The sequence below is a fragment of the Pseudazoarcus sp. NS20 genome (genome assembly GCF_059703745.1).
In genome coordinates this window covers 1-15,539 of record NZ_BAAKIY010000006.1, presented here as the reverse complement: position 1 = coordinate 15,539, position 15,539 = coordinate 1, and the positions used below count along the sequence as shown (strand labels likewise).

Annotated in this window: 13 protein-coding genes and 1 tRNA gene; all 14 read right to left on the bottom strand. The window is 60.6% G+C overall.

The features are described from left to right. Positions 1–111 (bottom strand): GTP-binding protein (locus AC6H0W_RS14660; protein ID WP_211342506.1); only part of this gene is annotated, 111 nt, incomplete at its 3' end. 27 nt (positions 112–138) lie between these two features. Continuing rightward, positions 139–2,238, bottom strand: a complete 2,100-nt coding sequence (gene fusA, locus AC6H0W_RS14655; protein WP_497577933.1) for an elongation factor G — start codon at positions 2,236–2,238, stop codon at positions 139–141. 101 nt (positions 2,239–2,339) lie between these two features. After that, positions 2,340–2,810 carry a 30S ribosomal protein S7 gene (gene rpsG, locus AC6H0W_RS14650; protein ID WP_497577932.1) on the bottom strand — a complete coding sequence of 157 codons (471 nt, stop codon included), beginning with the start codon at positions 2,808–2,810 and terminating at the stop codon, positions 2,340–2,342. Positions 2,811–2,842: 32 nt separating this feature from the next. Then, positions 2,843–3,220, bottom strand: coding sequence for a 30S ribosomal protein S12 (rpsL, locus tag AC6H0W_RS14645; protein ID WP_497574701.1), 378 nt, complete (start codon positions 3,218–3,220; stop codon positions 2,843–2,845). A 128-nt stretch (positions 3,221–3,348) separates the two neighbouring features. Then, positions 3,349–7,587: a DNA-directed RNA polymerase subunit beta' gene (rpoC, locus tag AC6H0W_RS14640; RefSeq protein ID WP_497577931.1), complete on the bottom strand. Its 4,239-nt coding sequence runs from the start codon at positions 7,585–7,587 to the stop codon at positions 3,349–3,351. Positions 7,588–7,627: 40 nt separating this feature from the next. Next, complete coding sequence (gene rpoB, locus AC6H0W_RS14635) at positions 7,628–11,761, bottom strand: DNA-directed RNA polymerase subunit beta (protein ID WP_497577930.1); 4,134 nt, start codon at positions 11,759–11,761, stop codon at positions 7,628–7,630. A 158-nt stretch (positions 11,762–11,919) separates the two neighbouring features. Further along, positions 11,920–12,303 carry a 50S ribosomal protein L7/L12 gene (rplL, locus tag AC6H0W_RS14630; protein WP_497577929.1) on the bottom strand — a complete coding sequence of 128 codons (384 nt, stop codon included), beginning with the start codon at positions 12,301–12,303 and terminating at the stop codon, positions 11,920–11,922. A 52-nt stretch (positions 12,304–12,355) separates the two neighbouring features. Further along, a complete protein-coding gene (rplJ, locus tag AC6H0W_RS14625) occupies positions 12,356–12,880 on the bottom strand; it encodes a 50S ribosomal protein L10 (RefSeq protein WP_497577928.1) in 525 nt (174 codons plus the stop codon). A gap of 270 nt (positions 12,881–13,150) precedes the next feature. Continuing rightward, positions 13,151–13,849, bottom strand: a complete 699-nt coding sequence (gene rplA, locus AC6H0W_RS14620) for a 50S ribosomal protein L1 (protein ID WP_497577927.1) — start codon at positions 13,847–13,849, stop codon at positions 13,151–13,153. A 2-nt stretch (positions 13,850–13,851) separates the two neighbouring features. Then, positions 13,852–14,283: a 50S ribosomal protein L11 gene (gene rplK / locus AC6H0W_RS14615; RefSeq protein ID WP_497577926.1), complete on the bottom strand. Its 432-nt coding sequence runs from the start codon at positions 14,281–14,283 to the stop codon at positions 13,852–13,854. Between the two features lie 100 nt (positions 14,284–14,383). Next, entirely contained in the window at positions 14,384–14,917 is a 534-nt protein-coding gene (gene nusG, locus AC6H0W_RS14610) for a transcription termination/antitermination protein NusG (RefSeq protein WP_497577925.1), read from the bottom strand. Positions 14,918–14,919: 2 nt separating this feature from the next. Continuing rightward, positions 14,920–15,267 carry a preprotein translocase subunit SecE gene (gene secE / locus AC6H0W_RS14605; RefSeq protein ID WP_497577924.1) on the bottom strand — a complete coding sequence of 116 codons (348 nt, stop codon included), beginning with the start codon at positions 15,265–15,267 and terminating at the stop codon, positions 14,920–14,922. A 25-nt stretch (positions 15,268–15,292) separates the two neighbouring features. Further along, positions 15,293–15,368 (bottom strand) — tRNA-Trp (locus AC6H0W_RS14600). Positions 15,369–15,429: 61 nt separating this feature from the next. Continuing rightward, the coding region (locus AC6H0W_RS14595) for an EF-Tu C-terminal domain-related protein (RefSeq protein ID WP_080495549.1) at positions 15,430–15,539 on the bottom strand (110 nt) is incomplete at its 5' end.

The following is a 15,539-nucleotide window of genomic DNA, read 5'->3' as shown; positions in this document are numbered from 1 at the left end:
CGACAGAATCGTCGTGATCGCAGCCGTCAGCGTCGTCTTGCCATGGTCAACGTGGCCAATCGTGCCTACGTTCACGTGCGGCTTCGTACGTTCAAACTTGCCCTTAGCCATTATTCAGTCCTCTCTCGATATCAGAGCTTATTTACTACGATTATTGATCACAGCCTCGGCGACGTTCTTCGGCGCCTCGGAGTAGTGTTTGAATTCCATGGAGTACGTTGCACGACCCTGCGACAACGAACGCAGCTGAGTCGCGTAGCCGAACATCTCGGCCAGCGGAACCTCGGCCTTGATCTCCTTGATGCCACCAGGAATGTCGTCCATACCCTGGACAATGCCACGACGACCCGAAAGGTCACCCATGACGTTACCCATGTAGTCTTCCGGCGTCTCAACCACGACAGCCATCATCGGCTCGAGCAGCACCGGACTGGCTTTGCGCATGGCTTCTTTGAAGGCCATGGACGCAGCCATGCGGAAGGCGTTTTCGTTCGAGTCGACATCGTGGTACGAACCGTCGAACAGCGTGACCTTGACGTCCACCACCGGGAAGCCGGCCAGCACGCCGTTCGGCAGCGTGTCCTGCAGACCACGGTCGACCGCCGGGATGTATTCACGCGGAACCACACCACCTTTGATCGCATCGACGAACTCGTAGCCCTTACCGGTTTCGTTCGGCTCGAGCTTGATCCACACGTGACCGTACTGACCACGACCACCGGACTGCTTGACGAACTTGCCTTCCTGCTCGACCGGCTTGCGAATGGCTTCGCGATACGCCACCTGCGGAGCACCAACGTTGGCTTCAACGTTGAATTCACGCTTCATGCGATCAACCAGAATCTCGAGGTGCAGTTCGCCCATACCGGAGATGATGGTCTGACCGGATTCTTCGTCCGTACGCACGCGGAACGACGGATCTTCTTGAGCCAGACGACCCAGCGCGAGACCCATTTTTTCCTGGTCGCTCTTGGTCTTCGGCTCGACGGCAACGTGGATCACCGGATCCGGGAATACCATACGCTCGAGGATGATCGGTGCAGCCGGATCGCACAGCGTCTCGCCCGTGGTCACTTCTTTCAGACCGACGCACGCAGCGATGTCACCCGCCACAACTTCCTTGATCTCGGCACGTTCGTTGGCGTGCATCTGCAGGATGCGGCCGATACGCTCTTTCTTGTTCTTGACCGAGTTCAGCACCGTGGCGCCGGACTCCAGAACACCGGAATACACACGCACGAACGTGAGCTGACCAACGAACGGATCGCTCATCAGCTTGAACGCGAGCGCCGAGAACTTCTCTTTGTCATCGGCCTTACGGCTGGCCGGCTGCTCGCTGTCATCCGTGCCGGCAACCGGCGGGATGTCGATCGGCGACGGCAGCAGCTCGATGACGGCGTCGAGCATGCGCTGAACACCCTTGTTCTTGAACGCGGTACCGCACAGCATCGGCTGGATTTCGCAGGCGATGGTACGCGTACGCAGACCCAGAATGATCTTCTCTTCCGGCAGCTCGCCGTTCTCGAGGTATTCGTTCATCAGGTCTTCGGAAGCCTCGGCGGCCGCCTCAACCATCTGCTCACGCCACTTCTCGGCCTCAGCCTGCAGCTCGGACGGAATCGGCTGGTACTCGAACTTCATGCCCTGGGAAGACTCGTCCCAAATGACCGACTTCATCTTGAGCAGGTCGACCACGCCCTTGAAGTTCTCTTCGGCGCCGATAGGAATCACGATCGGAACAGGGTTGGCCTTCAGGCGCAGCTTCATCTGGTCGACGACCTTGAAGAAGTTGGCACCGGAACGGTCCATCTTGTTCACGAACGCCAGACGCGGCACGTTGTACTTGGTGGCCTGACGCCACACGGTTTCGGACTGGGGCTGAACGCCACCGACCGCGCAGTACACCATGCAGGCACCGTCGAGCACGCGCATGGAACGCTCGACTTCGATGGTGAAGTCAACGTGCCCCGGGGTGTCAATGATGTTGAAGCGATGTTCCGGATACTGCTGATCCATGCCTTTCCAGAAGCACGTCGTAGCAGCGGAGGTAATGGTGATACCCCGCTCCTGCTCCTGCTCCATCCAGTCCATGGTGGCAGCGCCGTCGTGAACTTCGCCGATCTTGTGGCTCACGCCGGTATAGAAAAGAATGCGCTCGGTCGTCGTCGTTTTACCGGCGTCGATGTGCGCCGAGATACCGATGTTGCGATAGCGCTCAATGGGAGTCTTGCGAGCCACGATAATCCTGCCTTCTGTCTGTGCGCCCTAGAGCGCGTGAATTCCTGCCGTACAAAGCAATCGAGCCCTTTTCGGGCCCGATTCACCACCGTCTCGAAAAATCAGAAACGGTAGTGCGAGAATGCCTTGTTTGCCTCGGCCATGCGGTGCACTTCTTCGCGACGCTTCATCGCGGTGCCACGGCCTTCAGCCGCTTCGAGCAACTCACCGGCGAGACGCTGGGCCATGGACTTCTCGGCGCGCTTGCGGGCAGCTTCACGCAGCCAACGCATGGAGAGCGCCATACGACGCGAGGGGCGAACTTCAACCGGCACCTGGTAGTTCGCACCACCGACGCGACGGCTCTTGACCTCGACGACCGGCTTGACGTTACCGACCGCAGCCGCGAACACCTCGAGCGGATCCTTGCCAGCCTTGCCGGAGATGTGATCGAAGGCACCGTAAACGATGCGCTCGGCAACCGACTTCTTGCCGGACTGCATGATCACGTTGATGAACTTGGATACATCCTGGGAACCGAACTTCGGATCCGGCAGAATTTCGCGCTTCGGTACTTCGCGACGACGGGGCATAACTACCTCTGACTAATGTCTGTAAGCGAGAATCAGGCCTGCTTCGGGCGCTTGGCGCCGTACTTGGAGCGGGACTGCTTACGGTCCTTGACGCCTTGAAGGTCAAGCGAACCGCGAACGATGTGGTAACGAACACCCGGCAAATCCTTGACACGACCGCCACGGATCAGCACCACGGAGTGCTCTTGCAGGTTGTGGCCTTCACCACCGATGTACGAAATGACTTCGAAGCCGTTGGTCAGACGCACTTTCGCCACTTTACGCAGCGCGGAGTTCGGCTTCTTCGGAGTCGTCGTGTAAACGCGGGTACACACGCCACGCTTCTGCGGGCAGGCCTCGAGGGCCGGGACCTTGCTCTTGACGACAACCTTTTCCCGCGGCTTGCGGACGAGCTGATTGATAGTAGGCATAGTAGTGAATCTTCAAATAGTCCGAGGCGGCGCGCACGCCACCTCGGACGGATTGTTCAGCGGCGGAACGGCCACGAATGGGCAATCCGCACAAAGAGGCCGGATTTTATTCCGGCGCTCGCTCTGCGTCAACCGGCCTGCACGTCTTGCGACGCTTCAGCCGCTGCAGCGGCGTTTTCTGCCACTGCCTCGTCGAACCCGGGCCAGGCATGATCCGCCCCCATGTCACCGCCAGACTTCTGAACACGGCGGTTGCGGTGGTAGGCCATACCGGTACCGGCCGGGATGAGACGACCGACGATGACGTTCTCCTTGAGACCGCGGAGTTCGTCGCGTTTGCCCATGATCGCCGCCTCGGTCAGCACTCGGGTGGTTTCCTGGAAGGAAGCCGCCGAGATGAACGAATCGGTCGACAACGAAGCTTTGGTGATGCCGAGCAGAACGTTTTCGTAGCTCGCCGGCAGCTTGCCTTCGGCGACCATCTTGTCGTTCTCTTCGTACACATCCGAACGCTCGACCTGCTCCTCGCGGATGAAGCGCGTATCGCCCGGATCCGTGATCACCACTCGACGCAGCATCTGACGCACGATGACTTCGATGTGCTTGTCGTTGATCTTCACGCCTTGCAGTCGATAGACATCCTGCACTTCGTCGATGATGTAACGCGCCAGCGCCTGAATACCCTGCAAACGCAGGATGTCGTGCGGATCGGCCGGACCGTCGACGATCAGTTCACCCTTGTTGACCACCTGACCATCGTGGACCATCAAGTGCTTGTCTTTCGGGATCAGGAAATCGTGCGCCGTGCCATCGGGCTCGGTGATCACCAGGCGTTGTTTGCCCTTGGTGTCTTTGCCGAACGAGACGGTACCGGTGAACTCAGCCAGCACGCCGGCGTCTTTCGGCGCACGCGCCTCGAACAACTCGGCAACGCGCGGCAGACCGCCGGTAATGTCACGGGTCTTGGCCGATTCCTGCGGGATACGTGCAAGCACGTCACCCACACCGACCTGCTGACCATCCTTGACGGTAATGATCGAACCGACCTGGAAGGTGATCGCCACAGCGTGCTCGGAACCGGCGATGCGGACTTCCTGACCCTGCTCGTCGATCAGCTTGACCTGCGGGCGCGTTGCCTTGCTGGTCGAGCCGGAGCCGCGACGCTTGGCATCGATGACCACCAAGGTCGACAGACCAGTGACTTCGTCGATCTGCTTGGCAACCGTGACGCCCTCTTCCACGTTCTCGAACTTCACCGTACCAGAGTACTCGGTGATGATCGGACGGGTGTGCGGATCCCACGATGCCAACTGCCCGCCGGCCTTGACCGTGGTGCCATCGTCGACGAACAACGTGGCGCCGTACGGCAGCTTGTGGCGCTCGCGCTCGCGACCCATGTCGTCCGCCACGACCAATTCGGCCGAGCGGGCGATGACGACTTTTTCACCCTTGACGTTGGTGACGTAGCGCATGTTGCCGGCGAAGCGGATGGTACCGCCCGACTTGGCTTCGACACCGCTGGCAACGGCCGCACGCGATGCAGCACCACCGACGTGGAAGGTGCGCATGGTGAGCTGGGTACCCGGCTCACCGATCGACTGTGCGGCGATGACGCCGACCGCCTCGCCCACGTTCACGTCGGAGCCACGACCCAGATCGCGGCCATAGCACTTGCCGCAGATACCGAAACGGGTTTCGCACGTCAGCGCGGTACGCACTTTGACTTCGTCGATGCCGAGACTGTCGATCAACTCGACCATGTCTTCGGTCAGCAGCGTGCCCGCCTCGATCACGGTTTCCTGCGTATCCGGGTTCACCAGCACCTCGGCCGCGACACGGCCCAGGATGCGCTCACGCAGCGGCTCGATCACTTCACCGCCCTCGATGAGCGCCTTCATGACGAAGCCTTCACGCGTGCCGCAATCATCTTCGGTCACGACCAGATCCTGCGTGACGTCCACCAGACGACGCGTCAGGTAACCCGAGTTGGCGGTCTTCAGCGCCGTATCGGCCAGACCCTTACGGGCGCCGTGCGTGGAGATGAAGTACTGCAGAACGTTCAGGCCTTCGCGGAAGTTGGTGGTGATCGGGGTCTCGATGATCGAGCCATCCGGCTTGGCCATCAGACCACGCATACCGGCGAGCTGACGAATCTGCGCGGCAGAGCCACGCGCACCGGAGTCGGCCATCATGTAGATGGAGTTGAACGACTCCTGCTTGACCGTCTTTCCTTCGCGGTCGACCACTTCTTCCTGGCCGAGCTGGTCCATCATCGCCTTGGCGACCTGGTCACCACAACGACCCCAGATATCGACGACCTTGTTGTAACGCTCACCATCGGTCACCAGACCGGAGGTGTATTGGTCGGCGATGTCCTTGACCTCGGCTTCCGATGCGGCGATGAGCTTGTCTTTCTCGCTCGGAACCAGCATGTCCTTGATCGAGATCGAGATACCGGCGCGGGTCGCGAGGGTGAAGCCGTACTGCATCAACTTATCGGCAAAGACCACCGCTTCCTTCAGACCACAGCGACGGAAAGCCGCGTTGATCAGACGAGAAATTTCCTTCTTCTTGAGCGCCTTGTCGATCACGCTGAACGGCAGGCCTGCCGGCAGGATCTCGGACATCAGCGCACGGCCGATCGTCGTCTCGTAGCGTTTGGTGACCGGAATACGCTCGCCTTCGGGACCGAACTCAACGGTATTCAGACGCACCGACACCGCAGCGTGCAGCGACGCGTGACCGGATTCCCAGGCACGACGGGCTTCGGCGACGTCGGCAAAGTGCATGCCTTCACCGCGCTCGTTGATGCCCTGACGGGTCGCGTAGTACAGACCCAGCACGATATCCTGCGACGGCACGATGATCGGCTCGCCGTTGGCGGGCGACAGCACGTTGTTGGAGGCCAGCATCAGGGTGCGGGCTTCCATCTGCGCTTCGAGCGACAGCGGTACGTGGACGGCCATCTGGTCACCGTCGAAGTCGGCGTTGAACGCCACGCACACCAGCGGATGCAGCTGGATGGCCTTGCCTTCGATCAGCACCGGCTCGAACGCCTGGATACCCAGACGGTGCAGCGTCGGCGCACGGTTCAGCATCACCGGGTGTTCACCGATGACCTCTTCGAGGATGTCCCACACCACGGGTTCGTGGCTTTCGACCATCTTCTTGGCTTGCTTGATGGTGGTCGCCAGACCGCGCAGTTCAAGCTTGTTGAAGATGAAAGGCTTGAACAGTTCAAGCGCCATCAGCTTCGGCAGACCGCACTGGTGCAACTTGAGCTGCGGGCCCACCACGATGACCGAACGGCCCGAGTAGTCGACGCGCTTGCCGAGCAGGTTCTGACGGAAACGACCGCCCTTGCCCTTGATCATGTCGGCCAGCGACTTGAGCGGGCGCTTGTTGGCGCCCGTCATGGCCTTGCCGCGGCGACCGTTGTCGAGCAGCGAGTCGACGGACTCCTGCAGCATGCGCTTCTCGTTGCGCACGATGATGTCCGGCGCTTTGAGCTCGAGCAGGCGCTTGAGGCGGTTGTTACGGTTGATGACGCGGCGGTACAGGTCGTTCAGATCGGAGGTCGCGAAACGACCACCGTCCAGCGGCACGAGCGGACGCAGATCGGGCGGCAGCACCGGCAGCACTTCGAGAATCATCCACTCGGGCTTGATGCCCGACGACTGGAACGCCTCGAGCACTTTCAGGCGCTTGGAGAACTTCTTGACCTTGGCTTCGGAGCCGGTCGACTCGAGCTCGCCACGCAGCTTTTCGACTTCGTGGTTGAGGTCGAGCGTGCGCAGCAGTTCGCGCACGGCTTCGGCGCCCATCAGCGCATCGAAGTCATCACCATACTCCTCGACCTTGGCGAGGTAGTCGTCTTCGGTCAGCAGCTGACCGCGCGTCAGCGGGGTCATGCCCGGCTCGACGACGACGAAGGCTTCGAAATACAGCACGCGCTCGATGTCGCGCAGGGTCATGTCGAGCACCATGCCGAGACGGCTCGGCAGGCTCTTCAGGAACCAGATGTGCGCGACCGGGCTGGCCAGCTCGATGTGGCCCATGCGCTCACGGCGCACTTTAGACAGCGTCACCTCGACGCCGCATTTTTCGCAGATCACACCGCGGTGCTTGAGGCGCTTGTACTTGCCGCACAGGCACTCATAGTCCTTAACCGGCCCGAAGATCTTGGCGCAGAACAGACCGTCACGTTCGGGTTTGAACGTGCGGTAGTTGATGGTCTCCGGCTTTTTGACTTCGCCGTAGGACCACGAGCGGATCTTGTCGGGCGAGGCAAGACCGACGGTGATCGCGTCGAATTCTTCCTCTTGCGGCAGGGTTTGCTTGAACAGATCAGCGAGCATGCCTTTCATTATTCACTCCATCCGGGTTGGCTGTGGGCTTTCACCCGGTTCAGTACGTGTCCAGATCGATATCGATCGCAAGCGAGCGGATTTCCTTCACCAGCACGTTGAAGGACTCCGGCATGCCTGCATCGATCTTGTGCTCACCCTTCACGATGTTCTCATAGACCTTGGTACGGCCCGTGACGTCATCGGATTTCACCGTCAGCATTTCCTGCAGGGTGTAAGCCGCGCCGTATGCTTCCAGCGCCCAGACTTCCATCTCACCGAAACGCTGACCACCGAACTGCGCCTTGCCGCCCAGCGGCTGCTGGGTGACGAGCGAGTACGGGCCGGTGGAGCGCGCGTGCATCTTGTCATCGACCAAGTGGTGCAGCTTCAGCATGTGCATGTAGCCGACCGTGACCTTACGATCGAAGGCATCGCCCGTACGACCGTCGAACATGGTGACCTGACCGCTCTTGTCGATGCCGGCCAGTTCGAACATCTTCTCGATCTCGATTTCCTTGGCACCATCGAACACCGGCGTGGCAAACGGCACGCCTTTGCGCAGGTTGGTAGCCAGTTCGACGATTTCCTCGTCGGCGAAGGACTTCAGATCTTCGCTGGTGCCAGTGGTGTTGTAGACCTCGTGCAGCAGCTCACGCAACTCCTTGGCCTTGGCATTCGCGCGCAGCATGCCGTCGATCTTCTGACCCAGACCTTTGGCCGCACGGCCCAGGTGGGTCTCGAGGATCTGACCGATGTTCATACGCGACGGCACGCCCAGCGGGTTCAGCGCGATGTCGATGGGGGTGCCATCTTCCATGTACGGCATGTCTTCAACCGGCACGATGCGCGAGACCACACCCTTGTTACCGTGACGGCCGGCCATCTTGTCACCCGGCTGCAGACGGCGCTTCACCGCGAGGTGAACCTTGACCATCTTCTGCACGCCCGGCGGCAGTTCATCGCCTTGGGTGAGTTTGCGCTTCTTGACTTCGAAGGCTGCGTCAAAGTCCTTGCGGGTCTTTTCAAGACCGTCACGCACGGCTTCGAGCTGGGTAGCCAGCGCTTCGTCGGCCATGCGGATGTCGAACCAGTTGTACGGCTCGATATCGTCGAGGTACTCCTCGGTGACCACTGCGCCCTTGGCCAGTTTCTTCGGACCACCGTTAACTTTCTGACCGGCGATCAAGCGGCGGATACGCGCGAAGGCGTCGCGTTCGACGATGCGCATCTGGTCGGCCAAGTCGGTCTTGAAGCTGCGCAGCATGTCGTCGATGATCGACTGGGCGCGCTTGTCGCGCTCGATGCCTTCACGCGTGAAGATCTGCACGTCGATGACGGTGCCGACCATGCCGGACGGCACGCGCAGCGAAGTGTCCTTCACGTCGGAAGCCTTCTCGCCGAAGATCGCGCGCAGCAGCTTCTCTTCCGGCGTCAGCTGGGTTTCGCCCTTCGGCGTCACCTTGCCGACCAGCACGTCACCGGCTTCGACTTCAGCACCGATGTACACGATGCCGGACTCGTCCAGACGCGACATCTGGGCTTCGCCGAGCGACGCGATGTCGCGCGTGATTTCTTCAGGCCCGAGCTTGGTGTCACGAGCAACGACGGTCAGCTCTTCGATGTGGATCGAAGTGAAGCGGTCGTCGGCCACCACACGCTCCGAGATCAGGATCGAATCTTCGAAGTTGTAGCCGTTCCACGGCATGAACGCGACCAGCATGTTCTGACCCAGCGCGAGTTCGCCGAGGTCGGTCGATGCGCCGTCGGCGATCACATCGCCCTTGGCGATGATGTCACCGACCTTCACGATCGGACGCTGGTTGATGTTGGTGTTCTGGTTCGAACGCGTGTACTTGATCAGGTTGTAGATATCGACACCGACTTCGCCAGCCAGCGTTTCCTTGTCATGCACGCGCACAACCACTCGGTTGGCATCGACATAGTCCACCACGCCGCCGCGAAGCGCCTGAACGGCGGTGCCGGAGTCGACCGCAACGGTGCGCTCCATGCCGGTACCGACGAAGGACTTCTCCGGGCGCAAGCACGGCACAGCCTGACGCTGCATGTTGGCGCCCATCAGTGCGCGGTTGGCGTCATCGTGCTCTAGGAACGGAATCAGCGAGGCCGCGACCGACACGATCTGGCCCGGCGCGATGTCCATGTACTGCACCTGGTCGGTCGTCGAGAGGGTGAATTCACCCTTGTGACGGCACGAGACCAGATCGCCGGACAGCATGCCCTTGTCGTTCACTTCGGCGTTGGCCTGAGCGATGACGTAATGACCTTCTTCGATGGCGGACAGGTAATCGACCTGGTCCGTCACCTTGCCGTTGTCGACCTTGCGGTACGGCGTTTCGAGAAAGCCGTAGCGGTTGGTGCGGGCATACACGGCCAGCGAGTTGATCAGACCGATGTTCGGGCCTTCCGGCGTCTCGATCGGGCACACGCGACCGTAGTGCGTCGGATGGACGTCACGTACCTCGAAGCCTGCACGCTCGCGCGTCAGACCGCCCGGGCCAAGGGCCGAGACACGACGCTTGTGCGTGATCTCGGACAGCGGGTTGGTCTGGTCCATGAACTGCGACAGCTGCGAGGAACCGAAGAACTCCTTGATCGCGGCCGAGATCGGCTTTGCGTTGATGAGGTCGTGCGGCATCAGGTTGTCGCTTTCGGCTTGGCCGAGGCGCTCCTTGACTGCGCGTTCGACGCGCACGAGGCCAGCACGGAACTGGTTCTCGGCCAGTTCGCCGACCGAACGCACACGACGGTTGCCGAGGTGATCGATGTCGTCGATCTCGCCGCGGCCATTGCGCAGCTCGAGCAGGATGCCGATGACGGCGAGGATGTCCTGGTTCGACAACACGCCAGGACCGATTTCGTCCTGCTTGCCGATGCGCTCGTAGAAACGCTTGACCCAACCCGGGGCGCGGTCATCCATCGCTTCCGGATAGGCGCGACGGTTGAACTTCATGCGGCCAACCGACGACAGGTCGTAGCGGTCTTCGGTGAAGAACAGGCCGTTGAACAGCGCTTCGACGGCGTCTTCGGTGGGCGGCTCGCCCGGACGCATCATGCGGTAGATGGCAACGCGCGCAGCCCACTGGTCGTTGGTGTCGTCGATGCGCAGGGTGTGCGAGATGTAGGCGCCACGATCCAGATCGTTGACGTACAGAGTGTGCAGATCGGTGATGCCGGCCAGGCGCATCTTCTCGAGCAACTCTTCGGTGATCTCGTCGTTGGCCTTGGCGATGACTTCGCCGGTCTCCTTGTCTGCGAGGTTGGTCGCAACGATGCGGCCCAGCAGGAACTCGTCCGGCACGACCATCGTCTTGACACCAGCCTTCTCAAGCTCACGGATATGACGAGCCGTGATGCGCTTCTCACGCTCGACGATCACCGTACCGTCCGGGCCGGTGATATCGAAACGTGCGACTTCACCACGCAGGCGCTCGGGCACCAGCGTGAAGCGCACGCCCTCGGATTCCATGCGGAACTCGTCGAAATCGTGGAACGAAGCCAGGATCTCTTCGGTGCTCATGCCGATGGAGCGCAACAGGATCGACACCGGCATCTTGCGGCGACGGTCAACGCGGAAGAACAGGGCGTCTTTCGGATCGAATTCGAAGTCGAGCCACGAACCGCGGTAGGGAATCACGCGAGCCGAGAACAGCAGCTTGCCGGACGAATGGGTCTTGCCGCGGTCGTGGTCGAAGAACACGCCCGGCGAACGGTGGAGCTGCGACACGATGACGCGCTCGGTACCGTTGATGACGAAGGAGCCGGTGGTCGTCATGAGCGGAATTTCGCCCATGTACACTTCCTGCTCTTTCACTTCCTTGATGGTTTCTTTCGGCGCATCGCGGTCCATGATGACCAGACGCACGCGAGCACGCAGCGGGGCGGCGAAGGTCAGGCCGCGCTGCTGGCATTCCTTGACGTCGAACGGCGGCTCGCCGAGGTTGTACTGCACGAACTCCAGGCGAGCATTGCCGCTGTGGCTGGAGATCGGGAAGATCGAGGTGAAGGCCGCTTGCAGGCCATCATTCACGCGACGATCGACCGGCACTTCGGCCTGCAGGAACGAGACGAAGGAATCGATCTGCGTGGCAAGCAGAAACGGGACGTCCCGCTCGGAAGTGCGCTTGGCAAAACTTTTGCGGATGCGCTTCTTTTCGGTATAGGAATACGCCATGGGGGCTCCGGGTAGAGATCAGACGTCAAACAGGCAGAACAAAGCGGCTAATCCACGGTGATGCAAGCTCACCCGCTTTGTTGTGCCGTCTGGCGGGCACAAAGCACGAAAGGGCTGGCGCCCTGAAGAGGTCGCCAGCCCTGCGAAACAGACCGAGATTACTTGATCTCGACCTTGGCGCCGGCTTCTTCGAGTTGCTTCTTGAGCGCTTCGGCGTCGGCCTTGGACACGCCTTCTTTGACGGGCTTCGGAGCGCCATCAACGAGGTCCTTGGCTTCTTTCAGGCCCAGGCCGGTTGCAGCACGCACAACCTTGATGGCCTCAACCTTCTTCTCACCAGCCGACACGAGCACGACGTCGAACTCGGTCTTTTCTTCAGCGGCAGCAGCAGCATCGCCACCACCAGCAGCCGGAGCGGCTACGGCAACAGCAGCAGCAGCGGACACGCCGAACTTCTCTTCCATGTCCTTGATGAGCTGGGACAGCTCGAGGACGGACATGTTGCCAATCGCTTCCAGAATATCGTCTTTCGACACAGCCATTTTCTTACTCCTGAATCAGTCTTCGCCTTACGTGAAGGCGTATTGCGTGGAATTACGCAGTCTCTTTCGAATCGCGCAGGGCAGCCACGGTACGCACGAACTTGCCCGGAACCTCGTTGAGGGTCTGAACGAATTTCGTAACCGGGGCTTGCATCGTCCCGAGCAGCTTCGCAAGAAGCTCCTCGCGGCTCGGCATCGAAGCCAGCGCCTTGACGCCATTGGCATCCATGACGTAGTTGGCCATCGAGCCGCCCTTGATCACCAGCTTGTCGTTGGTCTTGGCGAATTCTTGCAGAACCTTGGCAGGCGCCACCGGATCTTTGGAAATACCATAGATCAGCGGACCGACCATCTGCGAGGTCAGACCTTCGAACGACGTACCTTCGACGGCACGACGCACAAGCGTGTTTTTCAGGACGCGCAGATAGACACCCGACTCACGCGCCTTGGCGCGCAGCTCGGTAATCTTCCCTACTTCGAGACCACGGTACTCAGCGACGATCACCACCTGGGCGTTCGCGAGTTCCGCGGACACTTCGGCAACAACCGCCTTCTTGTCATCAAGATTGAGACCCAAGGTCATCTCCCTTTTGAAACATCCGTCCGTGCCGGAAACCCGTCACGGACAACCACGGCGACCGTATTCAGGAGACTGATCGCTGCCAGCGGCAGCACAACCGGAATCCTGCTTCGGGATACGCCATCTGCGTTGGGCTCGAAAACATCTCGCAGATTAAGACGCAACGTCATTACTGCCGGACGCTACGCCCCCAACGGTCTTTGACAACCTGCCGCCCGGAGACGGCAGCCCAAAGTCATCGGACGGCCGGAGCCGTCCGGGTAAAACTCAAGCAGCGTTGATCGTTGCCGGATCAACCTTGACGCCCGCACCCATGGTGCTCGACACCGCGATCTTGCGCAGGTAGACACCTTTGGAGGCGGCCGGCTTGGCCTTCACCAGCGCATCGACCAGCGCGCCGACGTTCTGCTGCAGCGCCTCGACCGAGAACGAAGCACGGCCAACGGTGGCGTGCACGATACCGGCCTTGTCGGTGCGGTACTGAACCTGACCGGCCTTGGCGTTCTTGACGGCGGTTTCGACATCCATCGTCACCGTACCGACTTTCGGGTTCGGCATCAGGCCACGCGGACCGAGAATCTGGCCCAGCTGACCGACGACGCGCATGGCGTCCGGCGTGGCGATGCACAGATCGAAGTCGATGTTGCCAGCCTTCACCGCAGCGGCGAGGTCGTCGAAACCGACGACGTCAGCGCCGGCAGCCGTGGCCGCAGCAGCCTTGTCGCCCTGGGCGAACACGGCCACGCGAACGGTCTTGCCGGTACCAGCGGGCAGCACGACCGAACCACGCACGAGCTGGTCGGATTTACGGGCATCGATACCGAGGTTGATCGAGATGTCGATCGACTCGTCGAACTTGGCGGTTGCGCAATCCTTGACGAGGCCGATAGCCTCGCTCACGGCGTAGGTGCGGTTACGGTCAACCTTGGTGCGGAGCGCCTGAACGCGTTTGGAAATCTTAGCCATGATCAGAGACCCTCCACCGTGATGCCCATGCTGCGTGCGGAACCGGCGATGGTGCGCACGGCGGCGTCCATGTCGGCAGCGGTCAGATCCTTCATTTTGGTCTTGGCAATTTCTTCGACCTGGGCGCGCGTCAGCGAACCGACTTTGTCGGTGTGCGGGCGCGGCGAGCCCTTCTGGATCTTGGCGGCTTTCTTGATCAGGACGGACGCCGGCGGCGTCTTCATGATGAAGGTGAAGCTCTTGTCCGCGAAGGCGGTGATCACGACCGGAATCGGCAGACCCGGCTCAAGACCTTGGGTCTGGGCGTTGAACGCCTTGCAGAACTCCATGATGTTCAGGCCGCGCTGACCCAGCGCCGGACCGATCGGGGGGCTGGGGTTGGCCTTGCCGGCAGGCACCTGCAGCTTGATGTAACCGATGATTTTCTTTGCCATCAGGCAATCTCCTAATTTGAGTGCTAGCGCATCGACTCAGGCCGATGCTCCTCTTTGAGCCCGAAACGGGCATAGGGCGCCCTCACGGGCGCCCACTCGCTCAGGTTTTTTCGACCTGACCGAAATCCAACTCCACCGGGGTCGCACGACCAAAAATGGTCACCGACACGCGCAGCTTGCTTTTCTCGTAGTTGACGTCTTCCACGTTGCCGTGGAAATCGGTGAACGGACCATCCTTCACCCGCACCACCTCGCCGGCTTCCCACAACACCTTGGGACGCGGCTTGTCGACGCCTTCCTGCATCTGGGTCATGATCTTCTCGACCTCCTTCTCGGAGATCGGCGCCGGCTTGTTGGCGGTTCCACCCACGAAACCAGTCACTTTCGGCGTCGATTTGACCAGATGCCAGGAGTCGTCATTCATCTCCATTTCCACCAGCACATAGCCAGGGAAAAACTTGCGCTTGGAGATGCTCTTCTGACCACCCTTCATTTCAACGACTTCTTCGACCGGCACGAGAATCTGGCCGAAATAGTCTTGCATGCCACCACGGTTGATTCGCTCGATCAGAGCCTGCTGCACCGAGTTTTCAAAACCCGAATACGCGTGAACGACGTACCAGCGCTTGGTCATATTCACTTCCATCCCAAAACGAGATCGTACATGACCCACTCGAGACTCTTGTCCGTCAGCCACAGGAAGATCGCCACAACTACCACGAAGGCAAACACCATGCCCGTGGACTGTATGGTTTCTTTACGGGTGGGCCAGACGACCTTGCGAGCCTCGTTGATCGACTCGCGACAGAACTCGATGAACCGGCGACCGGGCGCCGAAGTGCCGCCAACCACGGCACCGGCAATCACACCACCGATGACGCACAGCACACGAACGACGAGCGCCTGCTCCGCAAAGACGTAAAAGCCGGCAATACCGGCCGCAACCAGGGCCAGTGCCAGCAGGAGCTTGATCTTATCGGCCATCAGGATCTCGTATTACGGAAAACATTGGCAGGGGCAGAGGGAATCGAACCCCCAACCTTCGGTTTTGGAGACCGACGCTCTGCCAGTTGAGCTATACCCCTGCGACAGAGACTGCAAGGCGCTCCACTCGGGAGCGCCTTCGATCCAACAACAATCCAGCAATTACTCGATGATCTTGGCGACGACGCCGGCGCCAACGGTACGACCACCTTCGCGGATCGCGAAGCGCAGACCTTCTTCCATGGCGATCGGGGCGATCAGCTTCACCGTGA

Bases quoted from the DNA above. Each gene is read 5' to 3' on its own strand.
- rpsG (WP_497577932.1), bottom strand. From the start codon at position 2,810: ATGCCCCGTCGTCGCGAAGTACCGAAGCGCGAAATTCTGCCGGATCCG.
- rpsL (WP_497574701.1), bottom strand. From the start codon at position 3,220: ATGCCTACTATCAATCAGCTCGTCCGCAAGCCGCGGGAAAAGGTTGTC.
- rpoC (WP_497577931.1), bottom strand. From the start codon at position 7,587: ATGAAAGGCATGCTCGCTGATCTGTTCAAGCAAACCCTGCCGCAAGAG.
- rpoB (WP_497577930.1), bottom strand. From the start codon at position 11,761: ATGGCGTATTCCTATACCGAAAAGAAGCGCATCCGCAAAAGTTTTGCC.
- rplL (WP_497577929.1), bottom strand. From the start codon at position 12,303: ATGGCTGTGTCGAAAGACGATATTCTGGAAGCGATTGGCAACATGTCC.
- rplA (WP_497577927.1), bottom strand. From the start codon at position 13,849: ATGGCTAAGATTTCCAAACGCGTTCAGGCGCTCCGCACCAAGGTTGAC.
- rplK (WP_497577926.1), bottom strand. From the start codon at position 14,283: ATGGCAAAGAAAATCATCGGTTACATCAAGCTGCAGGTGCCTGCCGGC.
- nusG (WP_497577925.1), bottom strand. From the start codon at position 14,917: ATGACCAAGCGCTGGTACGTCGTTCACGCGTATTCGGGTTTTGAAAAC.
- secE (WP_497577924.1), bottom strand. From the start codon at position 15,267: ATGGCCGATAAGATCAAGCTCCTGCTGGCACTGGCCCTGGTTGCGGCC.